Origin of the sequence: Bradyrhizobium sp. SZCCHNR1015 (assembly GCF_032489875.1) — a bacterium.
Classification (GTDB): domain Bacteria; phylum Pseudomonadota; class Alphaproteobacteria; order Rhizobiales; family Xanthobacteraceae; genus Bradyrhizobium.
The window spans coordinates 147876-162889 of the sequence record NZ_JAUEYW010000018.1 but is presented as its reverse complement, the minus strand read 5'-3'; the positions used below and the strand labels follow the sequence as shown (position 1 = coordinate 162889).

The window sequence follows — 15014 nt, the reverse complement described above, 5'->3', positions numbered from 1 at the left end:
GCTCAAGACCGCAGAAGAATCCACGCCATGCACCATGTCCAGTCTGTCTGAACCGGACAGCCGTGGGACAAGCCCGGGCATGACGACCTTTGGCTTGGTGCGGTGGGGGGCCTAAACTGACGACATGTCCTCTTTAAAGCACATTGCGGTCATCGGGGCCGGCCCGGCTGGGCTCATGGCCGCCGAGGTGCTGGCGGGCGGCGGCGTCGCCGTCACCGTCTACGACGCGATGCCGTCGGTTGCCCGCAAGTTCCTGATGGCGGGGCGAGGGGGCCTCAATCTCACCCACAGCGAAGAGCTGCCGCTGTTCCTGTCGCGCTATCGCGACGCTGCGTCGTGGCTTGCGCCGGCCATCCAAGCCTTCTCGCCGCAACAACTGCGCGGCTGGTGCGAGGCGCTGGGCGAGCCGACCTTCGTCGGCTCCTCGGGCCGCGTGTTCCCTGTCGCAATGAAAGCCTCGCCGTTGCTGCGGGCGTGGCTGCGCCGGCTCGATGCGCAGGGCGTGCGCGTCGCGCTACGGCATCGCTGGACCGGCTGGGAGGACCGGGGGCATCTGACCTTCGAGACGCCGAACGGTCCGCACACCGTCGCAGCCGACGCGAGCGTGCTGGCACTCGGCGGCGCCTCCTGGCCGCGGCTCGGCTCGGATGGCGGCTGGGTGCCGATCCTCGCCGCGAAGGGCGTCGCGATCGCGCCGCTGCGGCCCGCCAATTGCGGCTTCACCGTCGGCTGGTCCGACATCTTCCGCGACCGCTTCGAGGGCCAGCCGCTGAAGGGCATCGCGCTGGCGTTCGGCGAGCGCAGCGTGCGCGGCGAGGCGGTGATCACGCGCGACGGCATCGAAGGCGGCGCAATCTATGCGTTGTCGGCCGAGCTGCGCGAGGCGATCGCGCGAACGGGCGAAGCAACGCTGCACGTCGTGCTGCGGCCCGATCTCGCGGCCGCTGATCTGATCAAGAAGCTATCGGCTCCACGCGGCAAGCAGTCGTTCTCGAATGTGCTCCGCAAAGCGTTGCAGTTGTCGCCGGTCGCGATCGGCCTGCTGCAGGAGGCAGCAAAGACGCAAGGGCTGTCGTTGTCGTCGCTACCGCCCGACCGTCTCGCGGCACTGATCAACGCCCTGCCGATCAAGCTGACCGGCACCGCCGGTCTCGCGCGCGCCATCTCCAGCGCCGGCGGCATCGCCCGCGATGAGCTCGACGCCGACTACATGCTCAGGCGTCTGCCCGGCGTGTTCGCCGCGGGAGAGATGCTGGACTGGGAAGCGCCGACCGGCGGCTATCTGCTGCAGGCGTCGTTTGCGACTGGCGTGGCTGCGGGGAAGGGCGTGTTGAAGTGGTTGACGGGGACGGGGCAGCAATGACCGACCTGCTCCCCGAGCCCTGGTATTGGCTGACGGACGATCATCTCCGGGCGACGTTCGAAGTCGAGCTTGCGCGCGAACTTGCTCCTGGTCATGCGCTGGCGAATCTGCCCGTCAGGAGCATCGCCAAGCGTGACGACTGCGACGATGTTCTCGTGATGCTCAATGACGGACGCGTTGCCGCGGTTCATCTGACATGGTCCGGTCGCCGCGACGCCGATACGCGATGGCCGACAACCGTGATCTACGAATCCCTGGAGGACTGGCGTACTTCCTCAGCCGGTCGTGCTTGAAGGCGGACGCACTCCATACACTGCCGTTATTGCAAGCGGAGCTAAGCAATTCAGGGCTGCGCGCGCAGCCCTGGATTGCTTCTTCGCTTGCTCCTCGCAATGACGGCGGAGAGAGGTGGGCCTATCGCAGCTTCCCCCGCGCCGCGACCGGCAGCGTGCCCAAAATCTCCTCGCCGCGCACCATCACCACCTCGTCCATCATGTTGACGACGACGCAGACGTGGTTGGGGACGATGCGGACGACGTCGCCGACATGGGGGCGGGTGTTGCTGCGCGACAGATCGAGGAAGCCGTGTTCCTCGGCGAAGCGCGCGATCTTGGCTTCGGGGTGTTCCAGGATCAGGCCGTGGCCGTCGAGCCCGCCAGTGTCGGTCGTCAGCGTCTTCGAGCCGGCATCGAGAATGCCGCGCTCGGGCGCGGCGCGGCTGACGACGGTGGAGTAGATGTGCAGCGCGCAGTCGTCCCAGGTCGCGACGCCGGCGGCGACCTGCATGCGGTCGTTGTAGATGTAGGTGCCGGGGCGGTGCTCAGTCGCGCCCTTGAGCTTGCCAAGGTTCTTGAGGTTCGGCGAGCCGCCGGTCGAGACGATGGCCGCCTCGAGCCCCTCGGCGCGCACGCCGGCCAGCGCCTCGTCGTAGAAGCGCTGCGCGTCGTCCCAGCCGCTCTCGGTCGGATACAGCATGAAGCCGGCGAAGCGCAGTCCCTCGGAGGCTTTGATCTGGCGCGCGAGCTGGATCGCCTCCGCCGGTGTCTCGACCCCGGCGCGTTTGCGGCCGGTGTCGCATTCGACCACGACCGAGAGCGTGCGGCCCGACTGCTTCGCCGCCTGCGGCAGGCCGGCGATCACGGTGGCGTTGTCGGCCGCAACGGTCATGTCGGCTTTCGCCTGCAGCGCCCCGAGACGTGCCATCTTTTCCTCGCCGATCAGGTTGTAGCTGATCAGGATATTGTCGATGCCGGCATCCGCCATGATCTCGGCCTCGCCGATCTTCTGGCAGGTGATGCCCTGCGCGCCGGCGTCGATCTGCAGCTTGGCCAGCACCGGGCTCTTGTGCGTTTTGATGTGCGGGCGGTTGGCGACACCGGCAGCGGCGCATTGCGCCTGAATCCGCGCGATGTTGCGCTCGACCTTGTCCATGTCGATGACGGCGCAGGGCGTGCCGTACTCCCGTGCGATCTTGGCGGCGAGCGGGGTGGTCATGTCATTTTGCTCCATGTTGCCGTCATTGCGAGGAGCGAAGCGACGAAGCAATCCAGAGTCCCGACTGCAGCCCTGGATCGCTTCGCTTCGCTCGCAATGACGGAGATCATTGATGAACCTTACGCGCCCTCGATCTCCTCGCGCAGCACCTCGAGCTCCAGCCAGCGGTCTTCCGCGGCGGTGAGCTCGGCCTGCGCCGTGGCGATGGCGAGGGAGGCGGCGTCGAATTTCTTGCGGTCCTTGGCATAGAGAGAGGGATCCGCGAGCACGGCCTGCTGCTGCGCGATCTCTGCTTGCAGCTTCGCGATCGTCTTCGGCAACGTTTCCAGCGCGTGTTTCTCGTTGAAGGAGAGCTTGCGCTTCGCCGCGCTCGCCGGCGCCGCCGCCACAGGCTTCGCCTCTTTCTTCTCCTCAGCCGCCTTGTCTTCAGCTTTCTTGGCGTGCTCGCGCTTCAGGTCGGCGCCGCGCTGCGCCAGCATGTCGCTGTAGCCGCCGGCATATTCCTGCCATTTGCCGTTGCCCTCGGGCACGATCACCGAGGTCACGACGCGGTCCAGGAAGTCGCGGTCGTGGCTGATCAGGATCACCGTGCCTTCGTAGTCGCCGAGCATGTCCTCGAGCACGTCGAGCGTCTCGAGGTCGAGATCGTTGGTCGGCTCGTCCAGCACCAAGAGGTTCGATGGCTTGGCCAGCGCGCGCGCCAGCATCAGCCGGCCGCGCTCGCCCCCCGATAGCACTTCGAGCGGCGTGCGCATCTGCTCGCGCGAGAACAGGAAGTCCTCCATGTAGCCGACGACGTGCCTCGGCTTGCCGGCCACCATGACGTGATCGCCGCGGCCGCCCGTCAGCGCGTCGGCGAGCGTCGTCCGGGGATCGAGGCTCTCGCGGTGCTGGTCGAGCGTCGCCGTCTCCAGATTGACGCCGAGCCTGATGCTGCCGCTGTCGGGCTCGCTGCCGCCGGTGAGCAGATTGACCAGCGTGGTCTTGCCGGCGCCGTTGGGGCCGACGATGCCGATGCGGTCGCCGCGCTGGATGCGGATGGAGAAATTGTCGACGATCCTGCGGTCGCCATAGCTCTTCGATGCGCCCTTGGCCTCGATCACCAGCTTGCCGGACTTGTCGGCTTCCGCCGCGGCGAGATTGGCGCTGCCGGCCGTACCGCGATAGTCGCGGCGCTGCTGCCTGAGCGCATGCAGATTGGCGAGCCGCTTGACGTTACGCTTGCGCCGGCCGGAGACGCCGTAGCGCAGCCAGTGCTCCTCGTTGACGATCTTGCGGTCGAGCTTGTGCTGCTCGCGCTCTTCTTCCGCCAGCACCTCGTCGCGCCACGCCTCGAATGCCGCAAAGCCGCGATCGATCTGCCTGATCTGGCCGCGGTCGAGCCAAGCGGTCGCGCGCGACAGATTGGTGAGGAAGCGACGATCGTGACTGATCAGCACCAGCGCCGAGCTTCGGCCGTCGAGCTCGTTTTCCAGCCACTCGATGGTCGTGAGGTCGAGGTGGTTGGTCGGCTCGTCCAGCAGCAGGATGTCGGGGTTGGGCGCAAGCACGCGCGCCAGCGCCGCGCGGCGCGCCTCGCCGCCGGAAACATGCGCGGGATCCTCTTCTCCGGTCAGTCCGAGCTGCTCGACGAGATAGCGCGCCTGATAGTGATCGTCGCCCGGCCCGAGTCCGGCCTCGACATAGGACAGCGTGGTGGCATGGCCGGAGAAATCCGGCTCCTGCGGCAGATAGCGCACCGTGGCGCCCGGCTGCACGAAGCGGGTGCCGCTGTCGCATTCGACCAGGCCGGCGGCGATCTTGAGCAGCGTCGACTTGCCGGAGCCGTTGCGGCCGATCAGGCAGACGCGCTCGCCCGGCGAGACCGACAGCTCGACACTCTGCAGCAGGGCCGTACCGCCAAAGGTCAGGCGGATGTCCTTGAGTTGGATGAGAGGCGGCGCCATGAGGTTAGCTCTGCTGCTGGGTCCGCGCCGCGCGCTGGCGCTGCAGGCGGCGGATCGTGGTGTCGAGGGTGGAAAGGAAGGTGGAGCGGTCGCGCGGCGTGAACGAGCGCGGGCCGCCGGTCACCTCGCCCGATGACCGCAGATCGGTCATGAGGTTGCGCACGGCGAGCGTCATGCCGATCGACTCCTCCGTGAACGGCTTGCCGTTCGGCGCGATCACGGCGCTGCCGGCCTTGACGCAGCGGCTGGCCAGCGGAATGTCCGCCGTGATGACGATGTCGTCAGCGCCGGTGCGCTCGGCGATCCAGTCATCCGCGGCATCCATGGCGCTGCCGGCCGCCACGCGCGTGATCAGGGGATCCTCGGGCACGCGGATGAAGCCACCGGCGACGACGGTCACCGGCAGGCCATGCCGGATCGCAACGCGGTAGATCTCGTCCTTCACCGGGCAGGCGTCGGCGTCGACAAAGATGCGGATCGGGGCGGTTTCGGTCGTCATCGGGCCATCGGTTGGAATGGTCCGGTTGGTACTCCATCGCGCCGGGAATTGCGAGCCAAACGCGCCGCTTGCCAGGGCCTTTCCGGCCGCTACCATCGCCCGAAAACGGTGAAAGGGAGGCAAGGATGTCGGGCAGAATCGCGGCCTATGCGGTCGAGGCGTTCAACACGGCCAAGCAGTCCGAGAACAAGATGCACGACGACAGTGTGGCGCGGCGATTCGGCTTCGCCGGCGGTCTCGTACCCGGCGTCGAGGTGCTGGCCTATATGCTGCATCAGCCCGTCGCACGCTGGGGGCGGGCGTTCTTGGAGCGTGGGCTGATCGAGGCACGGTTCACCAAGCCGGTCTATGACGGCGAGATCGCGGAGGTCGTCGCGAACGAGACCTCCGACGGGCTCGCCCTTGAGGTGATCAGCCGAGGGCAGCTCTGCGCCACCGGTTCCGCCTCGCTGCCCGCGTCGGTGCCGGATGTCGTGCTGGCCGAGTACCGGGATGTTCCGGCCGCGGCGGTGCGGCCGCTCGTCAGTGCGGAGTCTTTCGCTGTCGGCAGCTGGCTCGGCACGGCGCCGCGCGCGTGGCCAGGGCAGGCGGCCACCGCCTATCTTTCTGAGATTCGCGAGCGCGATCCGATCTATGCCAACGAGCGGCTCGGCCATCCCGGCATGCTGCAGCGGGTGATGAACCGGCTGCTCGTCGACAACGTCGTCCTCGGCCCCTGGATTCACGTCGGCAGCCGCATGCAACTGCTGTCGGCGATCGAAGAAGCCGACGAGATCACCGCGCGCGGCCGTGTGGTTGCCAACTACGAGAAGAAGGGTCACCGCTTCGTCGAGCTCGATGCGCTGGTGGTCGCCAATGGCGACCGCCCGCTCGCGCATTGCCATCACGTGGCGATCTATCAGCCACGCGAACAGCGCGGATAGCCGCGACGAATCGCATCAGTCATCAAGACCATTTGATGGCCTGCTTGTGAATTCATTCACACTCAATCTAAAATTGTGTATGGTTTGGTTGGCCCGTAGTTGTGAGGGGGAAGGGCCAATGATCGGACATGGGAGATGCGGCGTGGCCGCGGGCTGCGTCATGGGGGACCATGAATTCTGGCAAGCGATGCACAAGGTGGGCAGATCGGGCCGGCCGCTTCGGTCGGAAGCGGCGTCGGAGCCGCGGTAACGTGCCCGCCATGTTGGATCATCGACACAACGCGTCCGTGCGCTGAGCCGGGTCATGAAAGACCAGCGGGGACTCGACGGCGGCGATCAGGCCTGGCGCGATCTGTCCAGGATGAGCCGGCCGTATCTCAACGTCGTCGATTTCCTGGCAAGCTATGCACAGCGTCTGGCGGAGCTGTCGCGGGCGGCGACTGTGGAGATTGCCGTCGCCGATCTCGGCCGCATCGTCCTGTCCCGATCCGGATCGGAAACCGTGCAGGACTGGCTCAGCGAAAGAGACGGCGGTGGTGCGGCGACTACCGAGCGCGAGCCGCGGCGTGCGCCGGAATGGCGGCTCGAACCGACGCCATCCGTGACGGCGCCGCTGGTCTATGCCGACGTCGGGATCGGCCGTTTGACGTTGGCCTGGGAGGGGCGGCGGGGCGGGCCGGACCTGTCCGACGCGCTGGCGGATTGCGCGCGCCAGCTCGCCTTCGTGATCAAGCGCCACGAGGTCTGCGAGTGGGCACGGCAGCGCCTGGGCCGCTCGCTGCTGTTGGTGGGTGTGAGCGAGGCGGTCCGAAATCTCGAGATCTTCGTCGAGAAGGCGTCGCACAGCGATCTGCCGTGCCTGTTGCAGGGCGAGTTCGGGACCGAGACGCCGTATCTGGCCGCCGCGATCCATTGCTGCGGGCCGCGCCGCGATCTGCCGTTCGTGCAGGTCAATTGCGCGCAGCCGCGGGGGGCGCCGCAGGACTGGTTTCGGCAGGCCGAGGGCGGCACGCTGTTCTTCAGCGACATCGACATGCTGGCGCCCGGTCTGCAGAACGAATTGCCGCAGCACATGCATTCTCGCCTGGGACAATGGCTGGACGTGTCGAACACGACCCGCGTGCGCGTGATCGCCTCGGCCGGCGGCGATCTGCCGCGCATGGTGGCCGAGCGCTCCTTCTCGCGCCAATTGCTGGCCGAGCTCGACTTTCTGCCCGTCAGCGTGCCGCCGCTGCGCGAGCGCTGCGACGACATCGAGCCGCTCGTCATCGCTGCGCTCGAGGGACATGGTCATCGCGCCGAAGACAAGATCAGCGCCGAGATGCTCGATCTGTGCCGCAGCTATCCGTGGCCGGAGAACGCGTTCGAGGTCGAGCGCGTGGTCGCCCGGCTCGCGGTCATGACCGGACGTGCGAGGATCCGTGCCGAGGACATCAGGCGCTATTTCCCGGCTCTCCACGCGCGGGCCGAGCGCGTGACGGTGACGTCGGCGGCACCGTCACCGGCGTTGCCGGCGGCGAAGCCGCCGGCCGAAGCCGTTCGCGAGCAAGCGTCCGCGAGGCCGGAAATCGGGGCGGAAGCGGATGATTGGATTCGCCACGTGCTCAACAAGGACATCACGGCGCTGTCGCGCCTGCATCCCAATCTGCGCCGGGCACTTCTGTATCTCGTCGATCACTATGCCGAGCCGATCCGGCTCGGCAGCCTGGCACGCCAGGCCCATGTCAGCCAGTCGCATCTGAGCTTCCTGTTTCGTCACAGCCTGCAGACCTCGTGCAAGGCAATGCTGTCGCGCATTCGGGTCGAGAAAGCCAAGGAGTTGCTGGCAACGAATGCGCGGCAGCCGATCACCGATGTGGCGCTACAGGTCGGCTTCGCCGATCTCAGCCATTTCGAGAAATACTTCCGCCGTCAGGTCGGCCGCACCCCGCGCGAGTACCGGCGCATGGCGGCGGAGTGAGGGGGGCGGTTGTCCTCTTTCACAGAGGCTTTGGAAACATGTAAGCGCCGCCGAGGGTTGGTATGAAAAAGACGCATTTCCACCCAAGGCATTCTCCGTCGCCTAATGCCGGCGATGCTCAACGAGGTAGGTCCAATCACCGGTCGACGGCGAGGACCCCGGTAGTTTGATCGAAGACCACATGGTGTCGTAGCGTCCTTCCCACTTCGGTGCTCTGGAATAGTCAAGAAACGGGCGCGCATTTGGCGGCGGCAGATTGAAAGCAAGATCGGTGGATGGATTGCTCGCGTTCAGGAGCATTGCGCCCAGCGCTTTCTCCACCATGTTGATCGCTTTACAGAGAGATTTGACGTCGTACGTCGCGAGCCGTGAGTAAGGTTTCTTTCCGGCCTTCTCTATGTACTCGCGTTGAAACTTTGCGAGTGCGTCCAGCCAAATCGCAGCCGTTTCTCCCGACAAGAGAACTTCGCCGAGTTTGCCGTAAAACGTGCGATCAAAGTCTTCCTTGCTGATCACATCCAGCAGCGCAGCTTTAAACCAGAGTGCCGTTAAATCCTTCAGGTAGCTATGAAATGGCAACCAGCGCCACCAGCCCGGGAATTGGTCCACTTGATATGAATTGATCTGTTCCTCAAAGGGGTATGGATCCCGAAAGATCAACGTCGATTTTTCGGCGTATGCGATTTCCTGGAGCTTGAGCTGATTCATCTCGCTCAGAGCGCCCATTGCACCGCATACCACCTTGTTCGTAACAAGGAAAACAAACGCGGACTTCTTGAGTTCTGCAATAGTCATGTTCAGTTCGACTGGAACTTTCGCCGGATCAATCTGACCGACGTCCTTATAGATCTTTATAAGCAATGACATGTATCCGCTATAGACTTCGGCCATGACGTTCAACCAGATCCAGGATGGCCGTACCACGCCCTTGCTGAAGCGCAGATTTTCACGAGGTAGTTTCCACGCCATTTGGTATAAAAAATAACCTTGCAAGGTCATGGGCATGTTGACCTGCGAAGAAAAGCCTTCTTTTGGGTCTTTCTGGCTGCGCCCAAGGAGGATGTTGTTGAGGTAATCGTTCCACGGTTGTGGATCTTGGGGGCTTCCCTCGTTCTTGGCGAACGTCCATAGGGCCGCGCCGACATTAGTCGTATCGTCAATGTTGTTTTCGTTCAGTTGAACAAGAACTTGAGTGGAGCTGCGATTCTTCGCCTCGGCTTTTTTCAACGCTTTGCCAAAGAAATTCTTGACGAGGGTATCGAAGGCCTCGCTTGCGAGCGCCGCCTTCCATTGCAGGAAAGTCACATATTTTTGCGTCGATGTCCCGGATACAGAAGCGACGAGATATTCAGCAAGTCGGTCTTTGGCAAGGTAGGCGTCCGCGACGGTCGAAAACCACGTCTTGCCCGTCGTGAGTTCGAAGACGTTGTCCGAATCGGTCTCGATCGTCCAGACGGCTTTTGCTTCCGGCGAGTCTCCAACCGTCAATTCGATGTCGGCTGCTTCAACGTGAGTGAATTGGAACACCCAGCTGTTGTGGCTGCAGAATTCGATCTCGAAGCCGTAGCTGTTGGGGCTGATCTGCTCGCCTCCTGACGCGATGACGACTTGCCTGTCGTCCTTGGTCACGAAGATCGTTGGTTCGTCGCCTTTTGGCATCCTGATCGTCCTCTTCTCTTTGTTTGATGTGAGCGCCGTATGCCTGCGAGTTTCGCATCCCCCGGCGCAATCGAATGGGAATCAGTTCTGATGTTCACCGTTTTGCCGTTGGCGTTACGCCCCGGGTCGATCGGCACGGCTCGCGCGCTGCGTCGGGACGGTAGTCCCGCGGCGATCGTCAAAGCGCGCCTCCGTTGGCGATCGTGATGATGGTGAAGCCGCTGGTCGGGAATCCGAGCGCTTGGCATGCGCCCCACGACACCGCAACGATCATGCTGTTGCCGGTTGAATTCACGAACGCATTCAGACTTTTTTGCTTGTTTGTGAGAGTTCCGCCGCTGCCGATCGCCATCTTGAAGAATCGAATGAGTAGTTGTTCGACGTCGACTGTCGTTGAATCGATGTAGACCGTTGGATCTTTAAGGGAATAGATGGGATCGGCGACCCTGCAGGTTTCCATCGTGTTCATCTGCAGCGCGCTGGCGAAAGCATATTGTGGAGTTCCCGGAGCGAATTGGCCGGGCAAGAGGAGGTTGGCGAGGCGGCCATCGTTCGTTTGGGCGTTGTAGGTGATGCCGGCCTCGACCTTGAAGACTGGCAGTGGCGGCGAGGGAGGTTGCGGCGTGTTGAAGGCGTAGGCGACACCCCAGAACGCGCCGACGCCCCTGAGATTGTTGGTGCTCAGTCCGAACTCGTTCACGGTGAGCATTCGACCATCGAAGCGGTCCGCCAGATTGCCGGCTTTCCCGATGTATCTGTTGTTGGTGGGAACGTTGACGATCACGTAGAGGCCGCCTTGGGTTCCCATGCCTTGGGGCAGCGCGCCAGGGAGGCCGGCACCCGGCGAGGCGAGGGTGTCCAGGCCACCGGTGCTGGCGAGATCGAAGATGATGCAGCACATCGGATTGGATCCTTCCGCGTGATAGGCGGTGCCGGAGGCGGTGTTCTTACGACCGCTTCGGGAGTATCGCTGACACAGCAGGTCGGATCACCCGCAGCCGCAGCGAGGTGGTTTGCGTGGCGTCAGGCGGAAGCCGCCGTCTTCTGTGGCTGGCTCGCCGCCAGCGCGGCGCTGATCGAGCGTTCGGCGGCGATGACGCTCTGCTCGGCCGCCTGCTGGGCCTCGGCGATGATGGCGCGGCCGGTGGCGGCCATCGCCGCGAGCTGACGATCGGTGAAGTTGGTGGCCTGGCGCGTGGCGACGATCGAGGCCGCGACGGCCTGCTCGGCCGTCTCGACCGTGGGCGGCGCGTAGTCCGCGGGCGGCTGCAGCGGTTCGACCTGCGCCCGGCGTGACAGCATGGCGGCCTGCGCCGCGGCCATCTTGCGCTCCATCGAGGCCGCCGTGCGACCAACCGCTTCGTTGAACGCCTGCTGGGCCGCGGCGATCGCGCGGGAGGCCTCCAGCAGGCGATGCTCGATCTGGTGGATGGAGTGCGAGGAGAGGGGACTGGCGACCTGCTCGTCCACCTCGATCACCGCCTCGTCCATCTCGCCCAGATGCTCCTCGATCGACACGACCTCGTCGGTGGCGCTCTCGATCAGCTCGGCTTCGATTTCGGTATCGCGCGCCGACTGAGCCGCCGACTGCTCCTCGATCTGCTCGATGAATGCTTCAGGCAACATCGGGCTGGCATAGGGATTGTCGAGCAGGATGTCGGGCTCGTTCTCCGGCGGAGAGGTCTGGGACGGGGGCTGCTCGCTCATGATGCCTGCCTCATGGGGTGTCGGACTCAACTCTTTTCGGCGGGCGGCGCGATCCGCCTGAATTGGCGCAAGGTGATGTCGCCGTCGGCGCCGAGGTAGAGCTCGGCGTAGAGATTGCCGGATTGCGTCGGCAGGATGCAGGAGCGTCCGTCCTGGCTGATCCGGCCGGTCTTCGGATGATTGGCCGAGAGGAACGACTGCGCATTGGCGAGATACAGCGTGACGACCTGCTGGGCCGCCGCGCCGGTCTCCTGCGTGAATGTCGTGCTCTCGATGATGCGGCAGACGCCCTCCGACAGCCGGGCGAAACCGAGCCGCCGTCCCTGCCGCAGCCAGTTGTTGACGGCCGCGGCGACCTCGTGCGGGGGCACCAGGCCCCGCACCTGCGGACAGTCGAGCGCGCCGAACATCATCGGCAGCAGCGTCTGAACCGCGCCATTGGCCTGGGACAGGCGTTGCTCGGCAGAGCTGGCGGCGGTCTTCAGCTTGGCCGTCAGCGCCATGTAGATGCGGTAGTAGTCGCAGAACTCCTCGGGCGTGCGGGCCTGCTGCACGGCGAAGGCGGCCGCGTCGTTGCGGATGTCGGGCTCGCCGTCCTGCGGCTGCGGCAGCGCGATCAGCTCCCACAGCGCGATCGTCTCGTTGAGGCCAAGACACTGGAACAGCGGCGACGTGGCCACGCCAAACTGCGAGAGCAGGGCCGGGACCGCTGCGAGATCCGACTGCGCATGGATGCCGTGGGCGTTGAGGATGCTCTCGGTCTGGCTCGCCGTCGCGGCGTCTTGCGCGCCGGTCTCTGCCTTGGCAATCGCGCGCAGGTCACCGAGATTGAAGGTCAGGAGCTTGACCGGGCTGACCTGCAGGCCCAGACCGGGCAGCAGCGCCAGCGGCGAGCCGTGCAGCCCGTCCTGGATTTCGGCCATCATGCTGGTTTCGTCGGGGAAGCTGTAGCTCGCCGTCGGCGCCCGCACCGCCCATTCGAGCCATTGCACGCCGCCGTCGATGAACGCCAGAACCACCGCGCCGATCTCGGAGAGGCCGCCACGGCCTTGGATCAGCCTGTTTGCGACCGTCACCGACATGACACATCACCCCGACGGGAAGTTCTTGAGGATCGTGGAAGCGGCCGCGCCGATCTGGGCAAAGTCGTTGGTCGCCGATTTCATCATGCTCTGCGCCGTCACCAGCGCTTCGGCGTATTTCGGCTCGCCGGTCGCCAGCAACTGCGCCATGGCGACGCCGGAGGCCGTGGTCGCGATGGTCGAGACGTTGCGCAGCGCATCGGCCGCGTCCTGGATGGCGATGGCCGCCGATTGCGCCACCGACTGATAGGCCTTGCCGGCGCCGCTGGTGAGTACGACCTGTGGCGCCATGGTCGCCTTCTGGACCTGGTTGATCACGTCGATGATCTGGGCGTCGACATTGCTGGGCATCTGCGTATCCTCAACCGATCCGAAGGCTGCGGCCGGTGCTGGTTGCGGCGCCCCGGATCATGGCGGTCTCGTCGTCGGGTCTTCGGCTCAGGATCTGGTCAGGTCTTCGGAGGAGCGGGCGGGGTGCCGCCGGCCTCGGTGATCAGCTTGTTGAGGTCGCTCTCCGCGGTCTGCGCCAGGCCATTCGCGGTCGCGGCCTGGGCCTTCAGCGTGTCGATCGCGCTCGCCGCATCCGCATAGGCGGTCGCGATCGAGCTGCTCGGGGGTGGCGGCGTCGAGGGCGTCGTGCCGCCGGCGTCGGTGACGATCTGGTTGAGATCTGCCTGCGCGGTCTGCGCCAGGCTGGAGGCCGAGCTGGCCTGCAGTTTCAGCGCGGTCACCGCGCTTTCCGCTTCGGCAAAGGCGGCGGCGACGGCTGCGCTCGGCGACGGATTGGGCGGCGGTCCGGGGAGCGGATCGACGGCGGGCGGCGGGGGCTTCGGCGCGGGCGGCGGTGCAATGGGAAGCGGCACCGACAGCATCTTGGCACACGCCGCGGTCACTGCCGCCGAGCCGATCACGCTCGCGCCCTGCTGCCGCCCGATCGCATTGTGCATGGCCATGCCGAGCGTCTCGACCATCACGGCGTCGAGCAGTCCGAAGGCCTGCGACGGAGACTGACCGGTCAGAAGCGTGACCACGCCGGTCGTCGAGTCGATGATCTGGCCGTTGACCGTACCCGGATCGCTCATGTCACGAACTCCCTTGCGCAATGATCATCGCCAGGACCTGCGCGAGCGCCGCGCCGGCCAGGACCTGGCCACGTTGCTGATTGGCCGCGGCGTTCGCCATGGCGAGCCCGAGGCTGTCGGCCATCGCCACATAGGTCATGCCCATGGCGACCGATGGGGCGAGCCCGACATTGACGACGTTGCCGTCGACCACGGCCGTCAACGATGCGGAGGCGGCTGGCACGACGAACGGCTCCCTTGGCCGGACGCAAGCCTGCGGCTAGCCGGGTGGCACCGTCGGTGGACGGACCGCTACACCAGGCCGAGCACCTTTTCGGTGGCGATGCCGGTCGTGCCGGTATCGAGGGTCAGCAGGGTGGAGATGCCCTGCGTGGTCGAGGCCTGCATCGTCACGTAGGACTGCTGCTGGTTGTTGGTCGCGTTGTGGGCCGCGTTGGACAGCGCCTGGCTGGTGGCGATGAACAGGTTGCCCATCGCGACGGCCGGCGCGTCGCCGAGCACCTTGGTGTTCACCTGGCTGATGGAGTCCGTGATCTGACTGTTGACGGCGGTGGGGAATGCCATGATGTCTCTCCTTTGCGAGTGCTGTTGGCGTGGGGTCGTCTCTCGATCAGCCGGGCATCACGCGCGGATGGTGCCTAGCTCTTCAGGATGGTCGACGTCGCCAGTCCGGTCGACGCCGTGTCGAGTGAGTAGAGCAGCGCGACGCCTGCCGTCGTCGCTGCCTGCGCAGTGACGTACATCTGTTGCTGCGCCAGGGTGGCGTTGTGCGCTGCATTCGCCAGCGCCTGCGCCGTCGCCTGATACAGGTTGCCCATTGCGATCGCAGGTGCCGTACCGAGGACCTGGACGTTGCTCTGGGTCACGGAGTCCGTGATCTGACTGTTGACTGCCGTGGGAAATGCCATCTCACCAGCTCCCTGGGATCATGAGGCGAGGGCCAAGATCGGGGAGTGTCCCGATCCCGCGCTCGGGCCTGGTCAGGACGACAGGATGTCCTTGGTGGCGACGCCGGTGGAGGCGGTGTCGAGCGAGTAGAGCGTGGCGACGCCCATGGTCGTTGCCGCCTGCGCGGTCACATAGCTCTGCTGCTGCGAATTGGTGGCATTGTGCGCAGCGTTCGCGAGCGCCTGCGCGGTTGCCTGGAACAGGTTGCCCATCGCGATCGCCGGCGCGTCGCCGAGCACCTTGGTGTTCGCCTGGGTGACGGAATCGGTGATCTGATTGTTGACTGAGGTCGGAAATGCCATGGCTCGATCCTTTCAGGTGGAGGTCATTTCAGCAGGTGGGTGGTCGAAC

17 protein-coding genes are annotated in these 15014 nt (G+C 65.2%); 4 read left to right on the top strand and 13 right to left on the bottom strand.

From position 1 onward, the window contains the following. The first annotated feature begins 124 nt into the window (after window positions 1-124). The gene (locus QX128_RS28220; RefSeq protein ID WP_316239146.1) at window positions 125-1363 is read left to right on the top strand and encodes a TIGR03862 family flavoprotein; all 1239 of its coding nucleotides are present in this window, start codon (window positions 125-127) and stop codon (window positions 1361-1363) included. Then, window positions 1360-1656 carry a hypothetical protein gene (locus QX128_RS28215; RefSeq protein ID WP_316239145.1) on the top strand — a complete coding sequence of 99 codons (297 nt, stop codon included), beginning with the start codon at window positions 1360-1362 and terminating at the stop codon, window positions 1654-1656. The genes QX128_RS28220 and QX128_RS28215 overlap by 4 nt, the downstream gene beginning before the upstream one ends. Window positions 1657-1777: 121 nt before the next feature. On the opposite strand, the gene QX128_RS28210 is transcribed toward QX128_RS28215, so the two are convergent. The 3 genes from QX128_RS28210 to QX128_RS28200 all read right to left on the bottom strand — a co-directional run bounded on the left by QX128_RS28210 (window position 1778) and on the right by QX128_RS28200 (window position 5302). Then, window positions 1778-2857: a D-TA family PLP-dependent enzyme gene (locus QX128_RS28210; RefSeq protein ID WP_316239144.1), complete on the bottom strand. Its 1080-nt coding sequence runs from the start codon at window positions 2855-2857 to the stop codon at window positions 1778-1780. Between the two features lie 119 nt (window positions 2858-2976). Beyond that, window positions 2977-4803, bottom strand: coding sequence for an ABC-F family ATP-binding cassette domain-containing protein (locus tag QX128_RS28205; protein WP_316239143.1), 1827 nt, complete (start codon window positions 4801-4803; stop codon window positions 2977-2979). Window positions 4804-4807: 4 nt separating this feature from the next. Then, window positions 4808-5302, bottom strand: a complete 495-nt coding sequence (locus QX128_RS28200) for a YaiI/YqxD family protein (protein WP_316239142.1) — start codon at window positions 5300-5302, stop codon at window positions 4808-4810. A 125-nt stretch (window positions 5303-5427) separates the two neighbouring features. On the opposite strand from QX128_RS28200, the gene QX128_RS28195 reads away from it, so the two are divergent. Together QX128_RS28195 and QX128_RS28190 are read left to right on the top strand one after the other, a co-directional pair. After that, window positions 5428-6225, top strand: coding sequence for a hypothetical protein (locus QX128_RS28195; RefSeq protein WP_316239141.1), 798 nt, complete (start codon window positions 5428-5430; stop codon window positions 6223-6225). A gap of 304 nt (window positions 6226-6529) precedes the next feature. After that, complete coding sequence (locus QX128_RS28190; protein ID WP_316239140.1) at window positions 6530-8185, top strand: helix-turn-helix domain-containing protein; 1656 nt, start codon at window positions 6530-6532, stop codon at window positions 8183-8185. 102 nt (window positions 8186-8287) lie between these two features. On the opposite strand, the gene QX128_RS28185 is transcribed toward QX128_RS28190, so the two are convergent. The 10 genes from QX128_RS28185 to QX128_RS28140 all read right to left on the bottom strand — a co-directional run bounded on the left by QX128_RS28185 (window position 8288) and on the right by QX128_RS28140 (window position 14965). Continuing rightward, window positions 8288-9844, bottom strand: coding sequence for a hypothetical protein (locus QX128_RS28185; protein WP_316239139.1), 1557 nt, complete (start codon window positions 9842-9844; stop codon window positions 8288-8290). A 178-nt stretch (window positions 9845-10022) separates the two neighbouring features. Continuing rightward, on the bottom strand, window positions 10023-10745 hold the full coding sequence (locus tag QX128_RS28180) for a hypothetical protein (protein WP_315805058.1): 723 nt from the start codon (window positions 10743-10745) through the stop codon (window positions 10023-10025). Window positions 10746-10867: 122 nt separating this feature from the next. Beyond that, complete coding sequence (locus QX128_RS28175) at window positions 10868-11551, bottom strand: hypothetical protein (RefSeq protein ID WP_316239138.1); 684 nt, start codon at window positions 11549-11551, stop codon at window positions 10868-10870. A gap of 26 nt (window positions 11552-11577) precedes the next feature. Continuing rightward, complete coding sequence (locus tag QX128_RS28170; RefSeq protein ID WP_316216324.1) at window positions 11578-12633, bottom strand: hypothetical protein; 1056 nt, start codon at window positions 12631-12633, stop codon at window positions 11578-11580. 6 nt (window positions 12634-12639) lie between these two features. Then, complete coding sequence (locus tag QX128_RS28165; RefSeq protein WP_316239137.1) at window positions 12640-12984, bottom strand: hypothetical protein; 345 nt, start codon at window positions 12982-12984, stop codon at window positions 12640-12642. A 98-nt stretch (window positions 12985-13082) separates the two neighbouring features. Continuing rightward, window positions 13083-13715 carry a RebB family R body protein gene (locus QX128_RS28160; RefSeq protein WP_315805054.1) on the bottom strand — a complete coding sequence of 211 codons (633 nt, stop codon included), beginning with the start codon at window positions 13713-13715 and terminating at the stop codon, window positions 13083-13085. A gap of 1 nt (window position 13716) precedes the next feature. Then, window positions 13717-13938, bottom strand: coding sequence for a RebB family R body protein (locus QX128_RS28155; protein ID WP_315805053.1), 222 nt, complete (start codon window positions 13936-13938; stop codon window positions 13717-13719). A gap of 68 nt (window positions 13939-14006) precedes the next feature. After that, window positions 14007-14279 (bottom strand): RebB family R body protein, encoded by a 273-nt coding sequence (locus tag QX128_RS28150; protein ID WP_172108192.1) that lies wholly within the window; start codon window positions 14277-14279, stop codon window positions 14007-14009. Between the two features lie 74 nt (window positions 14280-14353). After that, window positions 14354-14623, bottom strand: coding sequence for a RebB family R body protein (locus QX128_RS28145; protein WP_172108194.1), 270 nt, complete (start codon window positions 14621-14623; stop codon window positions 14354-14356). A gap of 72 nt (window positions 14624-14695) precedes the next feature. After that, window positions 14696-14965, bottom strand: coding sequence for a RebB family R body protein (locus tag QX128_RS28140; RefSeq protein WP_315805052.1), 270 nt, complete (start codon window positions 14963-14965; stop codon window positions 14696-14698). Between the last annotated feature and the right edge of the window lie 49 nt (window positions 14966-15014).

What these genes read in the sequence shown, in the direction of transcription:
- QX128_RS28165 (WP_316239137.1), bottom strand. Translation starts at nt 12,984, where the DNA reads ATGCCCAGCAATGTCGACGCCCAGATCATCGACGTGATCAACCAGGTC.
- QX128_RS28210 (WP_316239144.1), bottom strand. Translation starts at nt 2,857, where the DNA reads ATGACCACCCCGCTCGCCGCCAAGATCGCACGGGAGTACGGCACGCCC.
- QX128_RS28140 (WP_315805052.1), bottom strand. Translation starts at nt 14,965, where the DNA reads ATGGCATTTCCGACCTCAGTCAACAATCAGATCACCGATTCCGTCACC.
- QX128_RS28180 (WP_315805058.1), bottom strand. Translation starts at nt 10,745, where the DNA reads ATGTGCTGCATCATCTTCGATCTCGCCAGCACCGGTGGCCTGGACACC.
- QX128_RS28185 (WP_316239139.1), bottom strand. Translation starts at nt 9,844, where the DNA reads ATGCCAAAAGGCGACGAACCAACGATCTTCGTGACCAAGGACGACAGG.
- QX128_RS28215 (WP_316239145.1), top strand. Translation starts at nt 1,360, where the DNA reads ATGACCGACCTGCTCCCCGAGCCCTGGTATTGGCTGACGGACGATCAT.
- QX128_RS28145 (WP_172108194.1), bottom strand. Translation starts at nt 14,623, where the DNA reads ATGGCATTTCCCACGGCAGTCAACAGTCAGATCACGGACTCCGTGACC.
- QX128_RS28170 (WP_316216324.1), bottom strand. Translation starts at nt 12,633, where the DNA reads ATGTCGGTGACGGTCGCAAACAGGCTGATCCAAGGCCGTGGCGGCCTC.
- QX128_RS28220 (WP_316239146.1), top strand. Translation starts at nt 125, where the DNA reads ATGTCCTCTTTAAAGCACATTGCGGTCATCGGGGCCGGCCCGGCTGGG.
- QX128_RS28160 (WP_315805054.1), bottom strand. Translation starts at nt 13,715, where the DNA reads ATGAGCGATCCGGGTACGGTCAACGGCCAGATCATCGACTCGACGACC.
- QX128_RS28150 (WP_172108192.1), bottom strand. Translation starts at nt 14,279, where the DNA reads ATGGCATTCCCCACCGCCGTCAACAGTCAGATCACGGACTCCATCAGC.
- QX128_RS28175 (WP_316239138.1), bottom strand. Translation starts at nt 11,551, where the DNA reads ATGAGCGAGCAGCCCCCGTCCCAGACCTCTCCGCCGGAGAACGAGCCC.
- QX128_RS28195 (WP_316239141.1), top strand. Translation starts at nt 5,428, where the DNA reads ATGTCGGGCAGAATCGCGGCCTATGCGGTCGAGGCGTTCAACACGGCC.
- QX128_RS28190 (WP_316239140.1), top strand. Translation starts at nt 6,530, where the DNA reads ATGAAAGACCAGCGGGGACTCGACGGCGGCGATCAGGCCTGGCGCGAT.
- QX128_RS28200 (WP_316239142.1), bottom strand. Translation starts at nt 5,302, where the DNA reads ATGACGACCGAAACCGCCCCGATCCGCATCTTTGTCGACGCCGACGCC.
- QX128_RS28205 (WP_316239143.1), bottom strand. Translation starts at nt 4,803, where the DNA reads ATGGCGCCGCCTCTCATCCAACTCAAGGACATCCGCCTGACCTTTGGC.